The sequence below is a fragment of the Virgibacillus sp. FSP13 genome, assembly GCF_054048505.1.
Genome location: NZ_JBSVKG010000003.1, coordinates 216,586 through 234,601 on the forward strand (window position 1 = coordinate 216,586; position 18,016 = coordinate 234,601).

Consider the following 18,016-nt stretch of genomic DNA (forward strand, 5'->3'; position numbering starts at 1 on the left):
GTATTTATTACTAGTCATCGTTTGCTTGTTATTTAATCCAACTACAAGTAATATTCCTCTTACCGAATCAAGTTCACATTATCAGGCATGCTCCAAACAACTCCCACATATAGTTTAAAAGAAAAGAATATTACAAGCCAAAAGAACTATTCATCCCAGTTATCATAAAACCAAAACACTTCAGTACGGGAAAGGAGGCAAACGAAAATTTTCTAAACGATCATTTTAAACTGAATCAATGTGCTTCATAGCTGTTTAAAGAACAAAGGGGGCAACTAAATTGAAGAGATGGAAAGGTCGTTACTGGTTTATAGCTGTGGCTGTGCTCATGCTCGCATTAACGGTGGCGTGTTCATCGGATGATGAGGATGCAAAAGAAGGAGATAAGTCAAACGACGACAATAGCAGTGAAAATAGCGACGGTGAAATTTCCGGTAACCTTGAAATCCAATATTTCGTTGGTGGTTATGGTGATTCGTGGTGGAAAGAGGTAATAGGCGATTTTCAGGAAAAATATCCTGATGTAACGATTACCGAGCATGCTGGTCCAAATATTAACGAAGAAATGCGTTCGCGTTGGGTTTCGGGGGATCCGCCTGATGTTGTGTACATTGATGGGGCAGGTTCAAGTGAGACGCAGATGGTGGAAGATGGGCAGCTGATGGACTTATCAGATTGGGTAAAAGATGTGAAGTTAGAAGGCGGAACACCATTAATGGATAGTTTTATTGTGGAACCAGCGCAATATGATGATGGTAATATTTATAGTCTACCATTGGTATTTGATACGTGGGGAACATGGTATGATAAAGCGTTATTTGAAGAAAAAGGGTATGAAGTTCCAACCGATTTTGCAAGTTTCATGGATTCAATGGGTGAGATTAAAGATGGGGAAGATATCGCACCGTTTGTTACTACCGGACAGTACCCATATTACTTCTTGCGTGGAGTACTATACCCGGCATTTGGTGCAGCGGGTGGTGAAGAGTTACTTGCCGCTGTGATCGATGGAGAAGAAGGAGCTTGGACAAGTGACCCAGTTTTAGAAGTTATGAAAAAGGTAGAGGAGATGCAAAAGGCAGGGTATATTGATCCTGGTTTTGGTGCAATAAACCATACACAATCGCAAATGAATTTCTTGCTTCATGATAATGCATTCATTCCGGTCGGCTTCTGGCTGCCGAATGAAATGGAAAAAGATACACCAGACGACTTTAAATATGGCTTCATTCCATCGCCAATGCATGATGAAGGTGAACCAGCCGCTATTGTTCCTGATTTGCGTCCACTTGCCATTGCCAAGGAAGCGGAAAATCCAGAAGCAGCGAAAGCATTTGTTGAGTTTGTCTTTACAAAAGAATATGCAACATTATTTTCCGAGCACACTGGTGCAATTATGAACTTGACAGGTGTAGATCTGTCAACAAACGAAAATGTACCAGAATATTTAATTGATGCCAATGCCATGATAAATGATCCAGAACAAGTGCAAATTTATAATAAGCCACATCCAATGAGTGCAGATTTGGAAACGCCGATTAGCGATTCACTTGTTTCACTGATGCTTGGAAATATCACTGCGGAAGAATTTGTTCAAGAAGCAGAAAAAGCAGCGAAAGAATATCGGAATAGTAAATAGAAACATGAATTTAGGAGTAGAAAGGGTTGGGATTCCCCTTTCTATTCCATTTCATCATCTGGTTTACACAGGGAGGTGAATCAAATGGTACAGTCAAAAAAGCAAAAGTATCTATTTCTTGCCTTTTGTTTAATCCCGACTTTCATTATGTTTGCTATTTTTACCCTTTATCCTTTATTTAGTGGATTGTACTATTCCTTTTTTGATTGGTCAGGGTCAGCAGAGAGTAAGGAATTCATCGGTTTGGCTAATTACATAAAACTGTTTCAAGATGCAATTATTCCAGACACGATTATGCATGACTATTTCCTTGTGGTGACGAAGGTTATTGGTATTATGATTCTAGCCATGTTTTTTGCTGTTGCCTTAACACAATTAAAAATAAAAGAAGCGCCATTCTATCGGATTATCTTTTTCTTTCCTAATATAATGTCAGTTGTCGTTATTGGTATACTGTGGACATTTATTTATAACCCAAGTATGGGCTTCATCAATTCTGGGTTGGAATTTCTTGGTTTAGAGGAATGGGCTAAACCTTGGCTTGGGAATGAGAAATGGGCATTGCCGAGTTTAGTTTTACCTTCGATTTGGGCTGGTATCGGTTTGTTCATGTTAATGCTGATGGGCGGAATAGCGAATGTCTCGAAAAGCTATTATGAAGCTGCGGAGATTGATGGGGCAAGTGAATGGCAACAATTTTGGAAGGTGACATTGCCGCTTGTTTGGCCACAAATAAAAATATCCGTCCTTTACATTGTTATTACCACGTTGAATGGTTCTTTTATCATTGTTCAAGTCATGACGGGAGGGGGACCAAATAACGCCACACATGTAATGGGCTCATACCTTTATCAGCAAGCATTTAAACAATATAACTTTGGATATGGAGCAACAATTGGCGTGATGATTTTAATTCTTTCCTTACTAACGGTGTTAATCCTGCAATTCTTCATGCGAAGGGAAAAAGTAGAATACTAACTATAGGAAGGAGGAAATGAACGTGAAGCGAAGTGTTGGCCAAATTCTGGGACGAACTGGGATACGCATTCCATTGATTTTATGGACGATAGCCGTGTTGTATCCGATTTTTTGGATGTTTATCGGTTCGTTTAAATCAAATGCCGAGATTTATAAGAATCCGTGGGGCTTTCCAGAGACATGGAATTTCCAAAACTTTATTGATGCCTGGACCAATTATAATATTGATACGAGTGTATTTAATAGTTTAATTGTGACTGCGGTAGGTTCAATTCTGACGTTGGTACTTGCTATCCCGACTGCTTACGCTATTGAACGATTGAATTTTCGTGGCAGTAAGATATTGTTTACATTATATGTTTCCGCCATGATGATCCCAATGGTGTTAGGCTGGATCCCTTTGTTCTTCCTATTAATGGATTTAAATCTACTGGATAATATTTATGGATTAGCAGTCGTTTATGCAGTAAGTCAGCTACCGTTCACGATATTTGTATTAACTAGTTTCATGAGTACGATACCAAAGTCATTGGAAGAATCAGCGGCAATGGATGGAATAACGCCATATGGGGTTTTATGGAAAATCATTACACCACTCACAATGTCGGGGATTATAACGGTAACGATAATGAATGCAATCCAGTTTTGGAATGAGTATTTTATGGCATTGATTTTCTTACAATCAGAAGGAAATTATACATTAGCTTTGGCAATTGATTATATCAGTAATGAAGCACAATATACAAACGCATGGGGGACCTTATTTGCTGGACTTGTAATTGCGATCGTGCCGGTGATTATTTTGTACGCCATTTTCCAACAACGGATTGCAAAGGGAATGACTGAAGGAGCGATCAAGGGATGATGAAAGCGGCAACCGGTTCATACGGGGGTCGCTTTTGGTTTTTTTTAGAAGGAGAAGATAATAAACGAAAAGGCAGAAGTTTCTAACAGTGAAAGCCTTTATCCCTATACTAAACTAAAATCCGAACGACTTTAGGACCTAATGGCTAATTCGAACTTAATACAAATATCCCCTCCAATATTGGCATTTGTATAGTATAATAGCACTATCGTTTTCTTAACATTTGATAAATAGTGAAAAAGCAAGGGGGAATTTCATGAGGTATTGTAAGCATTGTGGAGGGGAACTTGCTGATCATGCGAAGTTCTGCAAACATTGCGGACAGGATCTAACGAGTGGGGGCAAGCTTGATGAAGAAAAGCCAGTCAATAACTCGGGAGATCATGTGGATAAAGAAAATAGTGAGGAAATTCAGGCTGACGATATGGGGCCGAATGATGAAAAAACTTCTAAGCAAGAAGACCAACCCATTCCAGAAAACAAACAGACTGGGAATGAAAATCAAGGTGGTTTAAGTCAGAAGCCGGTGCCTCCTAAACAGCCAAAGCAGCCTTTACAGGGAGGATTGGTTGCTTCTAAAAAAACGAGAGAAAGTCAACCGGCTAAAAAGCTATCCAAACAGGCGAAGATCTCAATGGCAATTGCAGGAGCACTTATTGTTTTATTATTTGTTGCCTACCAGGTTGGTGCGTCTATGACATCTAAAGAAAAAGTTATTGAAAGGTTTGAGGATGCCATTACGCAAAAGGATGCAAGTACTGTTGCTGGACTGTTGGAAGCCGACGGTAAAATTGCGATTAATAAAGAAACAGTAAAGGGTTTTATTGATTATTACGGCGAAAATCCAAGTGAATTTGCTTATATGATGGATCATTTGCAAAATCAAGTAAAGCAGTATGATAAGAATCCAAATCTAGCAAAAGCGAATGATGGTGGTTATGATTACGCAGTTAATTTAATTGAAAATGGTAAAAAGTATCTTGTGTATGACAAGTATTCTATTCAAGTAAGCCCAGTATATTTCGAAGTTTATACGAACTACAAAGATACGGATATTTTATTAAACGATGAAGTTATTGTAACTTCCGATACAGATGAATTCACCCAAGAAGTAGGTCCATTCCTTCCTGGTACATACACATTTACTGCAACATATAAAAATGATTTTGTCGAATTGACTGCTGAAGCGGATAGTACCAATTTTGACCCCGGATTTTCTGATCATGTTGACCTTGGTATTGAAGGGGAAGAAGTAACATTCAGGAAACCATTTGGTGAGGAACTGGATAATGTAAAACTTTACATCAATGGAGAAGACACCGGAATCAATATTATGGAACAAGATACATTTGGACCGCTGCTTACGGATGGTTCTATTACAGCATCCTTTGAAGGTGAATTTCCTTGGGGTACAATGAAAACAGAGGAAGTTCCAATTGATTCGTATTATGTTGAGGCCGATTTTACTGTTAATGATGATGTGAGGCAAGCAATGAAGGATACGATTATCAAGTTTAATCAGGAATTTTTAGCGGCAGCAACCACCGCTGATAAGAAGAAATTAACAGTAGCGTCAGAAGATCTTGTAAAAGATATTATTGATGACGCTAAAAATGCAAAAGAAAATGAGAAGTATTACAAAGGTAAATTTGTTGGGGTTGACTTTAATTCTGATTCCTTTGAGATAACGAATTATGGTGATGGCTGGACGGTAGAAGTAGAAACAGCAACGATTTATGAACAGGATACCTGGTATGGAGAGGATGAAAAACCAAAACTGGAAGAGGTTTCTGAGCAATATGGCTATGAACTAATATATGATAAAGACAATGAACAATGGAAAGTGGACAAAATTGGTTGGGCAGCATCGATCGATAGCGATAAAAAAGTCGAATATCGTGAAAAGCAGCCGAAAGTGTTTACGTCTGCTTGGTTGAAGTAATCTTCCTGCTTAACAGTGCTTGGGTTAGGGCCTAAGCACTTTTTTATGCTTTAATATTTGTTAGGGGCATAGAGTAATGCTTGAGCCGCCCTCGGAAAGCGAAGTATATACGGGATGCGAGGCAGAAAGCAGCATATTATCCACATTGAGATTTCCTTCCATAGACATATCTCGTGCGACAAATTAAAATAGAAGAAAGTCGAAAATTGTAGGTGAGTACACATGCACGTGCAACCATTTAGAAAAGTTACCGAAGCGAGTTATTTAACGGCAGAAAAGGCTTGGAGTTATCGAGCTATTTTGCGTTATTTTTATATACAGCATGAGCGGATGCGTGAGTTTCTTTTTCCGGAAGAGATCTATGCGTATCTTAAGGATAATCAAGGATTTGGTGACTATACCGAAGAACAGCTACACCAGGATTTGGATCAGCTTGTCAAATGGAACAACCTAATTGCCCGTCAGGAAATGGGCCGGGCGCATACGATTGAGGAATTTAAAAAGAAAAAGTTTCGCTATCAATGTACACCATACACGGTTGAGTTTGAGCGGATGCTTGTGGAGATGGAAAAAGGTGGCGAGGTCTTTGGTGGGTCACTGGAAAAGAAAGAGTTCGAACGGTTATATCAAGCACTTGTTGAAGTTGAATCGATTTTGAAAAAAGATTCACTTCCACCTGCTGATGAGTGTTCACAGCTGTGGAATGATGTGTTTACGTATTTTCGGGCGATAACGAAAAATACTTCTGACTATATTGCCCATATCAACAGTGAAGAAGCCGAGGAGCGTATGCAGACAGAAGCGTTTCTGGCTTATAAAGATCAATTTACCACTTATTTGCGCGATTTTATTATTGGCCTGAAACAAACGGCGTTAAAAATTCAGCAACTCTTGGAAACTGTTACATCAGAACAACTCACACCACTGATTAACCAGGTAATCATCCATCAGCAGCAGGTTCCGAGATTTGAAGACCTCGGTTTAGATGAAAGAGAACAAGTCGATGAGCAACAACAAAAATGGCAGACACTGATTACGTGGTTTCTAGGAAATGCACATGGTGAGAGTGAGTATGAAATGCTGGAGTTACGGACAAACGAGCAAATTCGCCGCATTACAAGAGTTGTCCAGCGCTTAGGCGAGCGTCACCAGTATTTTCGCAGTCGGAAAAAGGATTATTTGTATCTGGCAAAATGGTTTGATTCCCTTGATTCTGTAAAAGAAGCCCACGAATTGTCAGCAGTTGCATTCGGGGTTTTCCACACACGGCACTTGTTCAGTGATCATGTGCCAACCGATGATATTTACACGGATATTTGGGATGAACAACCGATTACACATGAGACAAAACCACGGATACGCAATTATCGGGAGAAAACACGTGCCGGTGCCATTGTTAGTCAACAACAGAAAAAAGAAGAAGCACGTCAGGAATATTTACAGGATAAGTTAGCAGAGCAGGAAGCGTTAGAGAAGTACATGCAGGGTAACGAAATACGTTTAGATGCACTTCCTATTATTGAGACCCACGTTCGAAAAATGTTGTTAGGCTGGATCGGTAAGGCGATGGCAAAAAAGGATCATACATTTAAAACGGAACACGGACGGAATGTGAAGGTTTTGGTTGCGAAAGATGAACGAATCTTGTTGCATGCAGAAGATGGTGTAATGGAAATGCCTGCTGTAACATTTCAGTTCATGGACGAGGTGAACGTATAAATGGAAGCTAATATTTTTGATGATAAAGCACAGACGGCACTAAGGCTGTTATTGGAAAAGTTCTGGATACTCCGGTCAAAAGAACCCGAATTATATCAACTTGTCCGTGAACGGGAAAAAGTATTGAAACGATACGTTGATGAGAAGTTCGGTTTTGATTTAATTGTGCATCAGCATTTTATTAAATTGGAAAAAATTCCTGTTGAGGCAAAAAGCTGGATGGGGATGCAAGAATTTCAGGAACCGCGTGATTATGCGATGTTTTGCTGTGCTCTGGCATTTACGGAAAATCGTTCGGTTGATGAGCAGTTTTTACTTTCGGATATTTGCGAGGATATTAAAGATCTGTATCCAGGCGAATTTCCGCTTGATTGGACGAATTATAACCATCGCAAATCAGTTGTGAGGGTGATTAGACAGCTAGAAAAATTATCAATCTTGACATCGGTTGAAGGGGAAATCGAACAATTTGCCATGAACGAGGAGCAGGAAGTTCTCTATGAAGTTACGGTGTACGCACGCTATTTTATGCGGTCGTATCCGAAAGATTTGTTTGAATACGACTCAGCAGAGGAAATTTTGCAAAGTGAATGGGCTCGACATGAAGCGGATGAACGGCGAAAACGGGTATATCGTAAACTTTTAATTTCTCCAGTTGTTCATCGAGAGAGTGAGGATGACCCTGATTTCGCATACATTCGCAACTACCGGAACCGTTTGCGTGATGACTTGGAGGAGCACACGATGTTTCGCTTTGAAGTGTTTAAAAATGCGGCCTTGCTTGTGACGGATGAGAAAAAGCAAGAATTGACATTGTTTCCTGACCAAAAGGCAATCATGGATGTAGCGCTTCATTTTGCTACTTTTTTACGTGAACGATCAAATGAATATCCACCTGATGCACTAGGAAACGTCCACTTGACGAGGGTTACGTTTGAACAGATTGTTACGGAATTACATGCGTTATACGGAAAAGGGTGGAGTAAACAATATCGTGAAGGAACAATTAACAGCACAATGAATGAACTGATCAATTTGCTAGAGGATTGGGAAATGCTAGAAATAGAGGCAGTGACGAATGCTTATATTCTGAAACCATTGCTAGGAAGGTTCGTTGGGAGATTTCCGAAAGACTTCGTAGCTAAGGAGGGTCAAACACATGATGAAGCAAAATAAATGGAAAATGAACCGGGCTGGATTGTTAAATTTTTGGTATTATGACAATGAAATTTTTGACTTTGCTGACGGGAAGTTATTGCTCCGTGGAAGTAACGGATCAGGGAAGTCGGTGACGATGCAAAGTATTTTACCTGTTTTGCTAGATGGGAAAAAGTCCCCTGACAGGCTTGATCCGTTTGGCTCAAAGGCTCGGAAAATGGAAGATTACTTGTTAGGTGAAAAAGATATTGTTGACCGGGATGAGCGGACAGGTTATTTATTTCTTGAGTATAAGCGGGAGGATACGAATCAATATATAACGACCGGAATTGGCTTACAGGCGCGCCGTCACAAAACCATGAATTTCTGGGGGTTTGTCATTACGGATAATCGTCGTATCGGAAAAGATTTTGCCTTATATGAAGTGGAGCGTAATGCTGGCGAAAAACAACAGATTCCATTATCCCGTGTGCAGCTGGAGAATCGAATCGGTACTGGTGGGCATGTTGTCAGGACACAGGGCGACTATATGAAACTGGTAAATAAGTATATTTTTGGTTTTGAAACGATCGAAGCATACGAGGACTTGATCAAATTATTGATTCAATTACGCAGTCCAAAGCTATCAAAGGATTTCAAGCCGACTGTTATTTATGAAATTTTGGAAGCGGCACTGCCACCGTTAACGGATGAGGATTTACGTCATTTATCAGATACGATCGAACACATGGACCAGACAAAGCAGCAGATCGAACAACTAGAGCGTGAGCACCAGGCGTTGGACAAGTTAATCAAACGCTATGATGCCTATAACGAATATGGTATTGCTGACAAAGCACATGAATATGTTCAGGCGAAAAAGCAATTTGCGAAGGTGGAACATGTTGCACAGGAGAAAATGGACATGGAGGGGGTACTTGGTCAGGAGATTAGCGAACTTGGTGTGCGTAATCAGGAGCTTGAGCGATCTGTTGAAGTGTTAGAGCAAAAACGGACACGTCTGCAAAATCATAAAGTATGGAATTTAGAACAGGAACGAACTGATGAACAACATGCATTACATGAAGCGGAGAGTGAACTTGCTAAAAAAGATCAACAGGTAACAGAGAAAAAGCGGCAGGAGCTAACGACAAAAGCAAACCTGGAAAAGCTGGATGGGGAACTGGAAGAGAACGAGCAAAACATTGCTGACATGCTGCTCGATTTGCAGGCTGATGCGGATGAAGCATCATTTGAACAGCATGCATTAAATGAACAGGACTTCATTCGAAATAAAGCAGGAGATTTTGATTTCACGGTTTGGAGCCAGGAAGCGGAAAATCACTATCAAAAGCTGGAAACGATAAGCGAGCAATTGCGTACGTATGAACAGTTGAAACAACGGATTACTGATTTTCAGAAAAAAATTGCCGATATGCAGTTGGACATCGACAAGGCGAAACAGGAAGAAAAAGACTGGCTAGCTATTTTTGAAAAAGATAAGCAGGAAAAGTTGAATGAAATCTATAAGTGGGCAGAGCAATTTTCCTTTTTTGCTATAGACGAAGCAGTTTTACAACAAGCATCCCGCAGTATTGATCAACTTTATGAGCCACATTCATATGAAACAATTCGCAAGCCATTTATGAATGTGAATAACGAATTTCAAATGGATGTTAATGAGACGATCGCGATAACGAAAAGTAAGCTGACCGAATTAAAGACAGCGGTGGAGGAGAAAGAAGTGGAACTAGCCGAATGGAAGGCAAAACGTGATCCAGAGCCACCGAATCAACAGGCTGCTACAAAAGAAGCACGCCGGATTTTACATGAGGGAGGTTACAAGTTTGTGCCGTTTTATGAAGCTGTCGAATTTCAAGAACATGTGTCAGATGATGTTCGCAAACGGATTGAGGCGGCATTACTTGACAGTGGTTTGCTTGATGCGTTAATCACGGCAGAGGGCACGCCGATAACACATGATCGCGTTATTCAAGCACGTCCGAACATGATGGCCCACACGCTTGCCGACTACTTAATGCCGGATCTGGAAGCTGATGCAGCCGTGTCAGCGGTGATGGTTGATGAGGTATTACGGAGTATTTTGGTCGATGATGTGGTAGAAGATGCCGGTTTTCAGATTCAAGAAGACGGTGCTTATCAAATTGGGCTATTAAGTGGGCATGCGGTACCCGTTGAGGCAGTGCGGTTTATCGGACGCAATGCTCGGAAACGTTACCGGGAAGAACAGATATCACGAATTATGAATGAAATTTCTTTGTTAATAAAGGAACAACAGGAAGTAACTCGCTCGATTGATGTTTTATATGGAAAGATTCAAGCTGCACGCGATGCTATGGGACTTTTCCCTAATGATGAAGATCTACAAGTTAGTTTTCAACAAATGAAGGAAAAACGGTTTTTTATTGATCAATTAGGTAAAGAATTGCAGCGGCTTGATGAAGAAATGCAGGCAACATCACATGAATTCCATGACGTAAAGCGGAGATTGGATACGAAAACACGAGATCTCAATGTAGCGTTTTCCTATGATGCATATGCAGAAGCAAAGCAAGTGATGCGTCGCTATGAAAAGGATCTACAGACGTTAATTACTGTGCATACAAGTTACCGTCATCAGCAGAAGAATATAAATCAATTGCAGCAACGTTTAGACGAACTAAGTTTAGAAGTGGATGATTTGAATGGGGAATTGAATTTGCTGGGCGATAAAAAGACCCGGATTTCGCAAAATATTACCGAAATCGAGAAACAACTGGAAATGCATGGGGCAGCAGATATTCGAAAGCAAATCCAAGATGTTCAAACATCACTGCAATCTGCAAATCAGGAGCTAGCCAAAAATAATTCCGTATTGCCTCGTAAAGAAGCGAAACGTGAAACATTACAAGGGGAAATTGATCAACAGAAACAAAAAATGCACTTTCTGGAACAGCTAATCGAAGCATGGTATGAGGCATTTTCCCAAGAAGTAAATTATGGATTTATGACATTTCCGGAAGATCTGGACTCGAATGAATCGCTTGCTGTTTGGGTTGATAAAACGTATAAACAGGTGCTGAAGGATAAGGATAAAGCAAAAATTGAAGGTCAGTTAACAAGTGCATTTTTCGAACAACAAACCGATTTAATGGAATACCGGATGACTGATACGCAAGTGCCGGCACTCGATTTTCCATGGATGAATGATGAATGGACTGATGAGCAGCAAATTCAGATTAATAATTGGCGACAAAAAGCAACACGACGCTTGATCCAACTTGATTTTCAAGGAAAGCGGGTCAGTCCATACTACATTCAGGAAACGGTTGAAAAAGATCAATTGCGCCAGCAGAATCTATTGGATGATCAGGACCGCAAACTTTACGAAGAAATTTTATTCGATTCAGTCGGAAAAAAACTCCGCAGTCGGATCGGACGTGCCCAGAATTGGACAGAGAAAATGAATAAATTAATGGAAAACAGTGATTCTTCATCAGGTCTCGCATTCTCGATTCGCTGGAAACCGCGAACTGCTGAGACAGAAGCAGAACTTGACACAAAGGAACTTGTCGATTTGCTGCGCCGTGATCCACGTCTATTGAAAGATGAGGACATTGACCAAGTAATTGACCACTTCCGCTCGAAAATTGACCGGGCCAAGGAAATCGTTGAAATGAAAGGGGAAGGAAACACACTCTTGCAGGTGCTGAAAGATGTGCTTGATTACCGTAACTGGTTCTCGTTTGTCTTGTCATTTAAACGGGAAGGTGAACCGAAACGCGAATTAACAAATCATGCCTTTTACCAATTTAGTGGTGGAGAAAAAGCAATGGCAATGTATATACCATTATTTACTGCGTGTTATTCCCGTTATTTGGAAGCAGACGAAACAGCGCCATATATCATTTCACTGGATGAGGCATTTGCCGGGGTTGATGAAGATAATATCAGTGTCATGTTCCGCATCGTCGAGGAACTTGGATTTGACTATATGATGAACTCGCAAGTGCTATGGGGTGATTATGAAACGATTTCCTCCCTATCGATTTGTGAACTCGTTCGCCCGAAGAATAAAGATTTCGTAACCGTGATTCGCTATCATTGGGATGGGAATAAGCGGTCACTAGTTGTCGATGAAGAAGTTGCAGCGGCAAGTGAGGTTTGATTAGGAAGGATACGGAACAGATCTGATCCGGGGTCGCGCACTCGGGCGAAGAAGTCGCGCACTCGGGCGAAGAAGCCGCGCACTCGGGCGAAGAAGCCGCGCACTGCCCAGGCAAAACTTGCGCATCAAACAAAAAATTAAATTCGAGGGATTATGATGAGAAATAATATACAACAAGCTACAGCATTTTTTAAAAATGAAAAAGCATATCAATCACTCTTTAAGCAATTTCGGAAAAAATATGAATCACTTGGCCGTATCGGGGGGACTATCCCCGTTCGGTTGTTTTCCCGTAATGAGCTTGAGATAATTGGTAGATTTTTTGGCGTGTCAGTGGACAAGCTGAAGGCAAAAAAGTCGATTTCCGTTGTGGCATTTGAGCAACAACTTCAGAATACGCGCTTTCAGGGTGTAAGTTTGAAGCAACTACTTGATGCTTATTTTGGTGAGACGCTTATTTCAAAAAAGCAGTTGAAGCAAAATACGGAAGAAAAATTGCATACACTTTTATGTAACTTAAAAGGGGAATATCCTGTGATGTCGTTCTGGCTCGACAATCTTTTAAGTGCACCAGTGGAAGGACGCTGGATTCTCCGGATTGCAGAGGATGATCCGCGTCAATTTTCCCAGTTAGTAGATGTGCTGGCAGCAGCTCTTGATTCGTTGCCTACTACAGCTGAGCGGCTCCCAATGTTCAGCCAACGCATTACTGCTAATCCCCATGCATTTGATTTACATACTGATCTTGGGAAGATGCTGTTGCACGTTTTAGCTATTAAGAAGAATGAAGAGATTGGCGTCCCATCTAGCACCGAAGCAGTTAATGAGCTGTTGAAAAACTATCACATTTACCGTGATGATTTATTGAATTTCGTCACCTGTGCAGGGTTTTATGCAGAAACTGGTAATGGATCTATTCATCCTGTATGGCAGGCCGCAGTGAATAGCCATACAGTGCAAAATGTTCCATTGCGCGAACTGGCATCGTTGAGTCGCGTTTATCCCGAAAAAGGAAATGATGTATGGATCGTTGAAAATTCAGGTGTTTGTTCCACATTATTGGATTACGAACCTGACATGACAATAATTTGCACGAATGGTCAGTTTAAATTAGCAGCACTGATGTTGATGGACTTATTGGCGAAGGAAGGATGTACCCTTCATTATGCTGGAGATTTCGATCCAGAAGGACTTGGTATGGCTCAAAGACTGTTGGACAGATATCCTAATTCTTCTAAATTATGGCGGATGGATGTTGCTGCCTATCAGAAAACTGCTCCAGTGAAAGAATTAGGTGCTGAGCGCTTGGAGAAATTAAATGGGATTACAGATGATGATTTAAGCTTGGTTGCTGATGAGATGCGAAGTTTGAGAAAAGCTGGGTATCAGGAAGCATTGGTAGAGTTGATGGTTGAGGATATACGCAAATGATTCGGTAAAAGTTAAATGTGCTTCGTATAGCGACACAAATCTATTTTTTTCTCTCGTAAAACTTCTTTTCCACCCTTATTATCAGTGAAATTTCATATCATGTTCGCTTATTGAAAAATGTCGACCGTGCTACCATTAATACACTATGAATGAGGGGAGGATATAAGATGGAAGACTGATTTCAAGCAATAGGAAGAAAGTAACACTACAACAACCTTCCCCAAAACGTGATGCTAGCCAAATTTTGTTATCGTAATCGGTGAAATCACCTCATTTTTGTTGAAAAGTCAAAAAAGAACATAGACAGATTTACCTATTATGGAATACATGTTTCGTTCAAAAGACACTTGTAGGTATGTCAGGCCCATGCTATGATAAGCGTGATGTTAGGGGTGATATGTTGACCAAGGAGTTAATGGAAGACTTACTACAGGCGATCATAGGTATGGCGGATGAAGTAAAAGATTTACAAACAAGCGGATTTCATTTGGATGAACTTGTTGCAGATATAGAAGTAAGAATGAATGATGTAGGGTTGGATTTAAATGGGTTGCAGCAAAACATTCAAAAAATTGATCAGAACATTAATATAGTGGTAGAAGAACTTTTGAAAAGGCGAGTTACCAAGCCAATCATACAAAGAACAGCAAACTAAAGCGTGCAACGGCAGGCTTATTTTTTTTGGTCACTTTTGTTTGGCCAATCCCGAGTGAACTGCTATCATAAATACAAGTCTAGCAATCTAGGGGGAAAAAATGCAAAGTCAAAGTAATCCATTTACCACCATACTGCAAAAAAATAAAGTCATTATGTGGTTGCTGATTCTAACTGTCACAATCCTTTGGGGGTATGCATGGGTCCTAATGAAGGAAGTGCTCGACTATATGGGGCCATTCACCTTTTCATCATTTCGGTTTGGTACAGGCTCCATTGTGTTACTGCTGATTGTATGGCTGTTCAAAAAAGGTTTTCCGCTTAAGAAATACTGGAAACAGTTACTTGTTCAGGGGGTTTTACAGACATCCATTGTTTTTCTTCTTGTTATGTACGGTCTTCGGTTTGTTGATGCAGGTAAATCGTCCGTATTATTGTATTCGATGCCCATGTGGAGCAGTCTGCTTGCGGCAAAACTCCTTCGTGAGAAATTGACACCAGCAAAGTTTATCGGGTTACTTATTGGCATGATTGGACTTTTGACGATTTTAGGCTGGGATATTTGGGTTGGTCAAAATATCCAGGTTATTTTTGGCGAAATCTTAATCATTATTGCTGCGGTTTCATGGGCAGTTTCTAATGTGTATTATCGTATCAAACTCCAACATTTACCTCAGTTACAGGTCAACGCCTATCAAATGCTATTCGGCACAATCGGTATCATTATTGCAACGTTATTTATGGAATGGAACCAACCAATCGATTTAAATGTACATAGTATCTACTATATTTTATTTACCGGTATACTGGCATCTGCACTATGTTTTACGGTCTGGTTTCTTATTTTAAGTTTGATCGACATGGTGACAGCAACAATATCAACACTGCTTGTCCCGATATTCGGACTACTGTTCAGCAGTCTTATCATTGATGAAAAAATGTCTATTGGTATTATAACTGGTTCCGGGCTGATTATTGTGGGGATTGTTGTTGCGCAAGTGACGAGGAAGAATTAGACAACGGATCTTCGAGTGGTTGGAAAATGTTATAAAGTCAATAAACACCCTAATCTATTACACAACTTGAAATTCTTCTATAATCCCTACAAATTTCTACAAAATTATCCGATATAAAAAGAAATGTATTATTGCAGTGGAAAAAATGAAGCAAAATTGAACAGAAAACAGGCATGTGTGTCATAACTAATTACAACGGATTTGATTTAATATGAATAGATAGCGTAAAGGTTGGTGGAGATTATGGTAGATGGTATAAATACAAATAGAATTACTGGTCTTGCATCTGGTATGGACACAGAAAAGATGGTTAAGGATTTAATGGAAGCTGAGCGTATGCCGCTTAATAAGATGGAACAGGAAAAAACATGGATGACGTGGCAGAGGGACGCCTATCGGGATGTAAATAAGATGTTTTTTGATTTAGATAGCAAGATATTAGATATGAAATTACAAAAAACATATAATTCCAAGTCGACTTCATCTACCCAGTCGGGAGCTGTTACGGCTACAGCAACAGCAGGCTCATCCAATGGGGTTTACAATATTGAAGTGGAACAATTGGCAACAGCTGCAGTTAATTATAGTCAATCGACTATATCTGGCGATACAAAAATAGATCCAAATAAACCTTTAACAGAACAAGATTTTAAAAATGGTAATATAGAAGAAAGTGGAAAATTCACTTTTTACACTTATGATAAAGACGGGAATCAACAAACACACGATATAGACTTCAAAGTCGATGACTCGCTTAATGATGTTCTTGATAAAATATCAACTGAATCAGGTGGAGCTGTGAACGCTTTTTATGATAGTGAGGCAGACAAAGTTATTTTAGAAAGAACTGAGACCGGGGATTTTAATCAAAAGGAGGGTTCTGAAAATTATTTCGGCGCAGAAATTGTTATTGATGATCAAAGTGGTTCAAATTTTTTAACCGATATTTTAAACATTCATCATACAAAAATTGATAATGGGTCACCAACAGATAAAAAATTTGAAACAGGTGGTCAAAACGCTAAGTTCACTTATAACAATGGTTACGAGGTAAATACAAACAAGAACTCCTATACACTAGACGGTGTCACCTTTAATTTCACAGACACAACTAATGGATCACCTGCTAAAATCACGGTTAATAATGACGTAGATGCTGCGGTAGAGAAAATAGTAAAGTTTGTGGATAAATACAATGAATTGATTGAAAAAGTGAATGATGGTCTTCAAGAAAAGCGTTATCGCGATTATAAACCACTAACAGATGACCAACGGGAAGCAATGTCTGATAAAGAGATTGAGTTATGGGAAGAAAAAGCAAAAAGCGGACTGCTTAGTAGAGATACGATGTTGCAATCAGGTGTATTCAATTTACGGCAAAATTGGTATGCACAAGTAGATAACACAAGTAGTTTCAGTCATTTGTCTGAAATCGGTATCGAAACATCATCTAATTATTTAGATGGTGGGAAACTAATTGTATCGGAGGATAAATTAAGAAAGGCGCTACAGGATGACCCTGAATCCGTGCACAAACTTTTCTCTAATGATGTCGAGGGTGATGGAAGAGGGCTTATAAATCGGCTGGAAGATTCCATAGAACAGACGATGGGCAAAATTGAAGAACGTGCCGGGAAAGGTGCTCAAACCCTGGAGCAATATACAATGGGGAAAAGATTGAAGGATTTAAATAGTAGAATTGATTCCTTTGAAGATCGGCTGGTGAAAATTGAAGATCGATATTGGCGCCAGTTTACCCAAATGGAAAAAGCGATACAGAGGATGAATCAGCAATCCATGTATCTGTCTCAACAATTTGGCGGAATGTAATCTTTTTCATGCTAGAGAACTCCATGTCAAGATAAATTTGTGGGGTTTAACTCCAGGACTTGTTTTGACACTTTGTGAGAGGTGTCAAAACAAATTACCAATTAACACCTACTTACTGTAGCATGTATGATTTAACTACACCAAAAAGTGAGGATCTAAAATGGAAAAATACATCGATGTTATGAAACAATCAACAATGTTACAGGAAACAGCTTACGAAGGTCTTCAGCACATACAAGTATTACTAAAAGAAGGAAAATTTGAGGAATCCATTGCTTTGTTTAGCGAGACTGTTCAAGCCTTTTCATCGATTGAAGAGGCGGTTATAGGTTTACCTGATGAAATTTTAACGGAAGATAGCAAATCATTAACAACAGAAGTTAGAAATGCTTTTAACATTGTTGTAAGCTCCTATGAATTAAAAGAATATGGCAAAGTTCAAGAAGTCTTGCAATTCACATTGACGCCGAGATTTAAAAGGTGGATGGAAGAATTGGTTGAAGCCTTTACGCCGTATTTGGTTTCCTAATCAAATAAAAGAAGATGCCCATCCAGAATGAATTAACACTTTCATTCTGGATTTGTTTTCTCATTAGGAGTTAACTTCAATCACTTACCCCTGATTGAAACTCCCTAC

General features: G+C 39.8%; 12 protein-coding genes. All 12 read left to right on the plus strand.

The genetic code is table 11. The features are described from left to right. Window positions 1-328 precede the first annotated feature (328 nt). The 12 genes from ACW2QC_RS04835 (at window position 329) to ACW2QC_RS04890 (ending at window position 17,908) form a co-directional block, all read left to right on the plus strand. Window positions 329-1,639, plus strand: a complete 1,311-nt coding sequence (locus ACW2QC_RS04835) for an ABC transporter substrate-binding protein (protein WP_457542890.1) — start codon at window positions 329-331, stop codon at window positions 1,637-1,639. A gap of 84 nt (window positions 1,640-1,723) precedes the next feature. Beyond that, on the plus strand, window positions 1,724-2,617 hold the full coding sequence (locus ACW2QC_RS04840; RefSeq protein ID WP_457542845.1) for a carbohydrate ABC transporter permease: 894 nt from the start codon (window positions 1,724-1,726) through the stop codon (window positions 2,615-2,617). Between the two features lie 22 nt (window positions 2,618-2,639). Beyond that, window positions 2,640-3,482 carry a carbohydrate ABC transporter permease gene (locus tag ACW2QC_RS04845; protein WP_457542846.1) on the plus strand — a complete coding sequence of 281 codons (843 nt, stop codon included), beginning with the start codon at window positions 2,640-2,642 and terminating at the stop codon, window positions 3,480-3,482. A gap of 256 nt (window positions 3,483-3,738) precedes the next feature. Next, on the plus strand, window positions 3,739-5,424 hold the full coding sequence (locus ACW2QC_RS04850; protein ID WP_457542847.1) for a zinc ribbon domain-containing protein: 1,686 nt from the start codon (window positions 3,739-3,741) through the stop codon (window positions 5,422-5,424). A gap of 222 nt (window positions 5,425-5,646) precedes the next feature. After that, window positions 5,647-7,143: a TIGR02677 family protein gene (locus ACW2QC_RS04855; RefSeq protein ID WP_457542848.1), complete on the plus strand. Its 1,497-nt coding sequence runs from the start codon at window positions 5,647-5,649 to the stop codon at window positions 7,141-7,143. Beyond that, window positions 7,144-8,319: a TIGR02678 family protein gene (locus ACW2QC_RS04860; protein WP_457542849.1), complete on the plus strand. Its 1,176-nt coding sequence runs from the start codon at window positions 7,144-7,146 to the stop codon at window positions 8,317-8,319. Then, window positions 8,303-12,448, plus strand: coding sequence for a TIGR02680 family protein (locus tag ACW2QC_RS04865; RefSeq protein ID WP_457542850.1), 4,146 nt, complete (start codon window positions 8,303-8,305; stop codon window positions 12,446-12,448). Before ACW2QC_RS04860 ends, ACW2QC_RS04865 begins: the two co-directional genes overlap by 17 nt. A gap of 153 nt (window positions 12,449-12,601) precedes the next feature. Next, on the plus strand, window positions 12,602-13,879 hold the full coding sequence (locus ACW2QC_RS04870; protein ID WP_457542851.1) for a TIGR02679 family protein: 1,278 nt from the start codon (window positions 12,602-12,604) through the stop codon (window positions 13,877-13,879). A 415-nt stretch (window positions 13,880-14,294) separates the two neighbouring features. Continuing rightward, window positions 14,295-14,534 (plus strand): hypothetical protein, encoded by a 240-nt coding sequence (locus tag ACW2QC_RS04875; RefSeq protein WP_457542852.1) that lies wholly within the window; start codon window positions 14,295-14,297, stop codon window positions 14,532-14,534. Between the two features lie 100 nt (window positions 14,535-14,634). Next, entirely contained in the window at window positions 14,635-15,549 is a 915-nt protein-coding gene (locus ACW2QC_RS04880; protein WP_457542853.1) for a DMT family transporter, read from the plus strand. A gap of 243 nt (window positions 15,550-15,792) precedes the next feature. Then, entirely contained in the window at window positions 15,793-17,379 is a 1,587-nt protein-coding gene (locus ACW2QC_RS04885) for a flagellar hook-associated protein 2 (protein ID WP_457542854.1), read from the plus strand. 160 nt (window positions 17,380-17,539) lie between these two features. After that, on the plus strand, window positions 17,540-17,908 hold the full coding sequence (locus ACW2QC_RS04890) for a hypothetical protein (protein ID WP_457542855.1): 369 nt from the start codon (window positions 17,540-17,542) through the stop codon (window positions 17,906-17,908). Window positions 17,909-18,016: the final 108 nt, after the last annotated feature.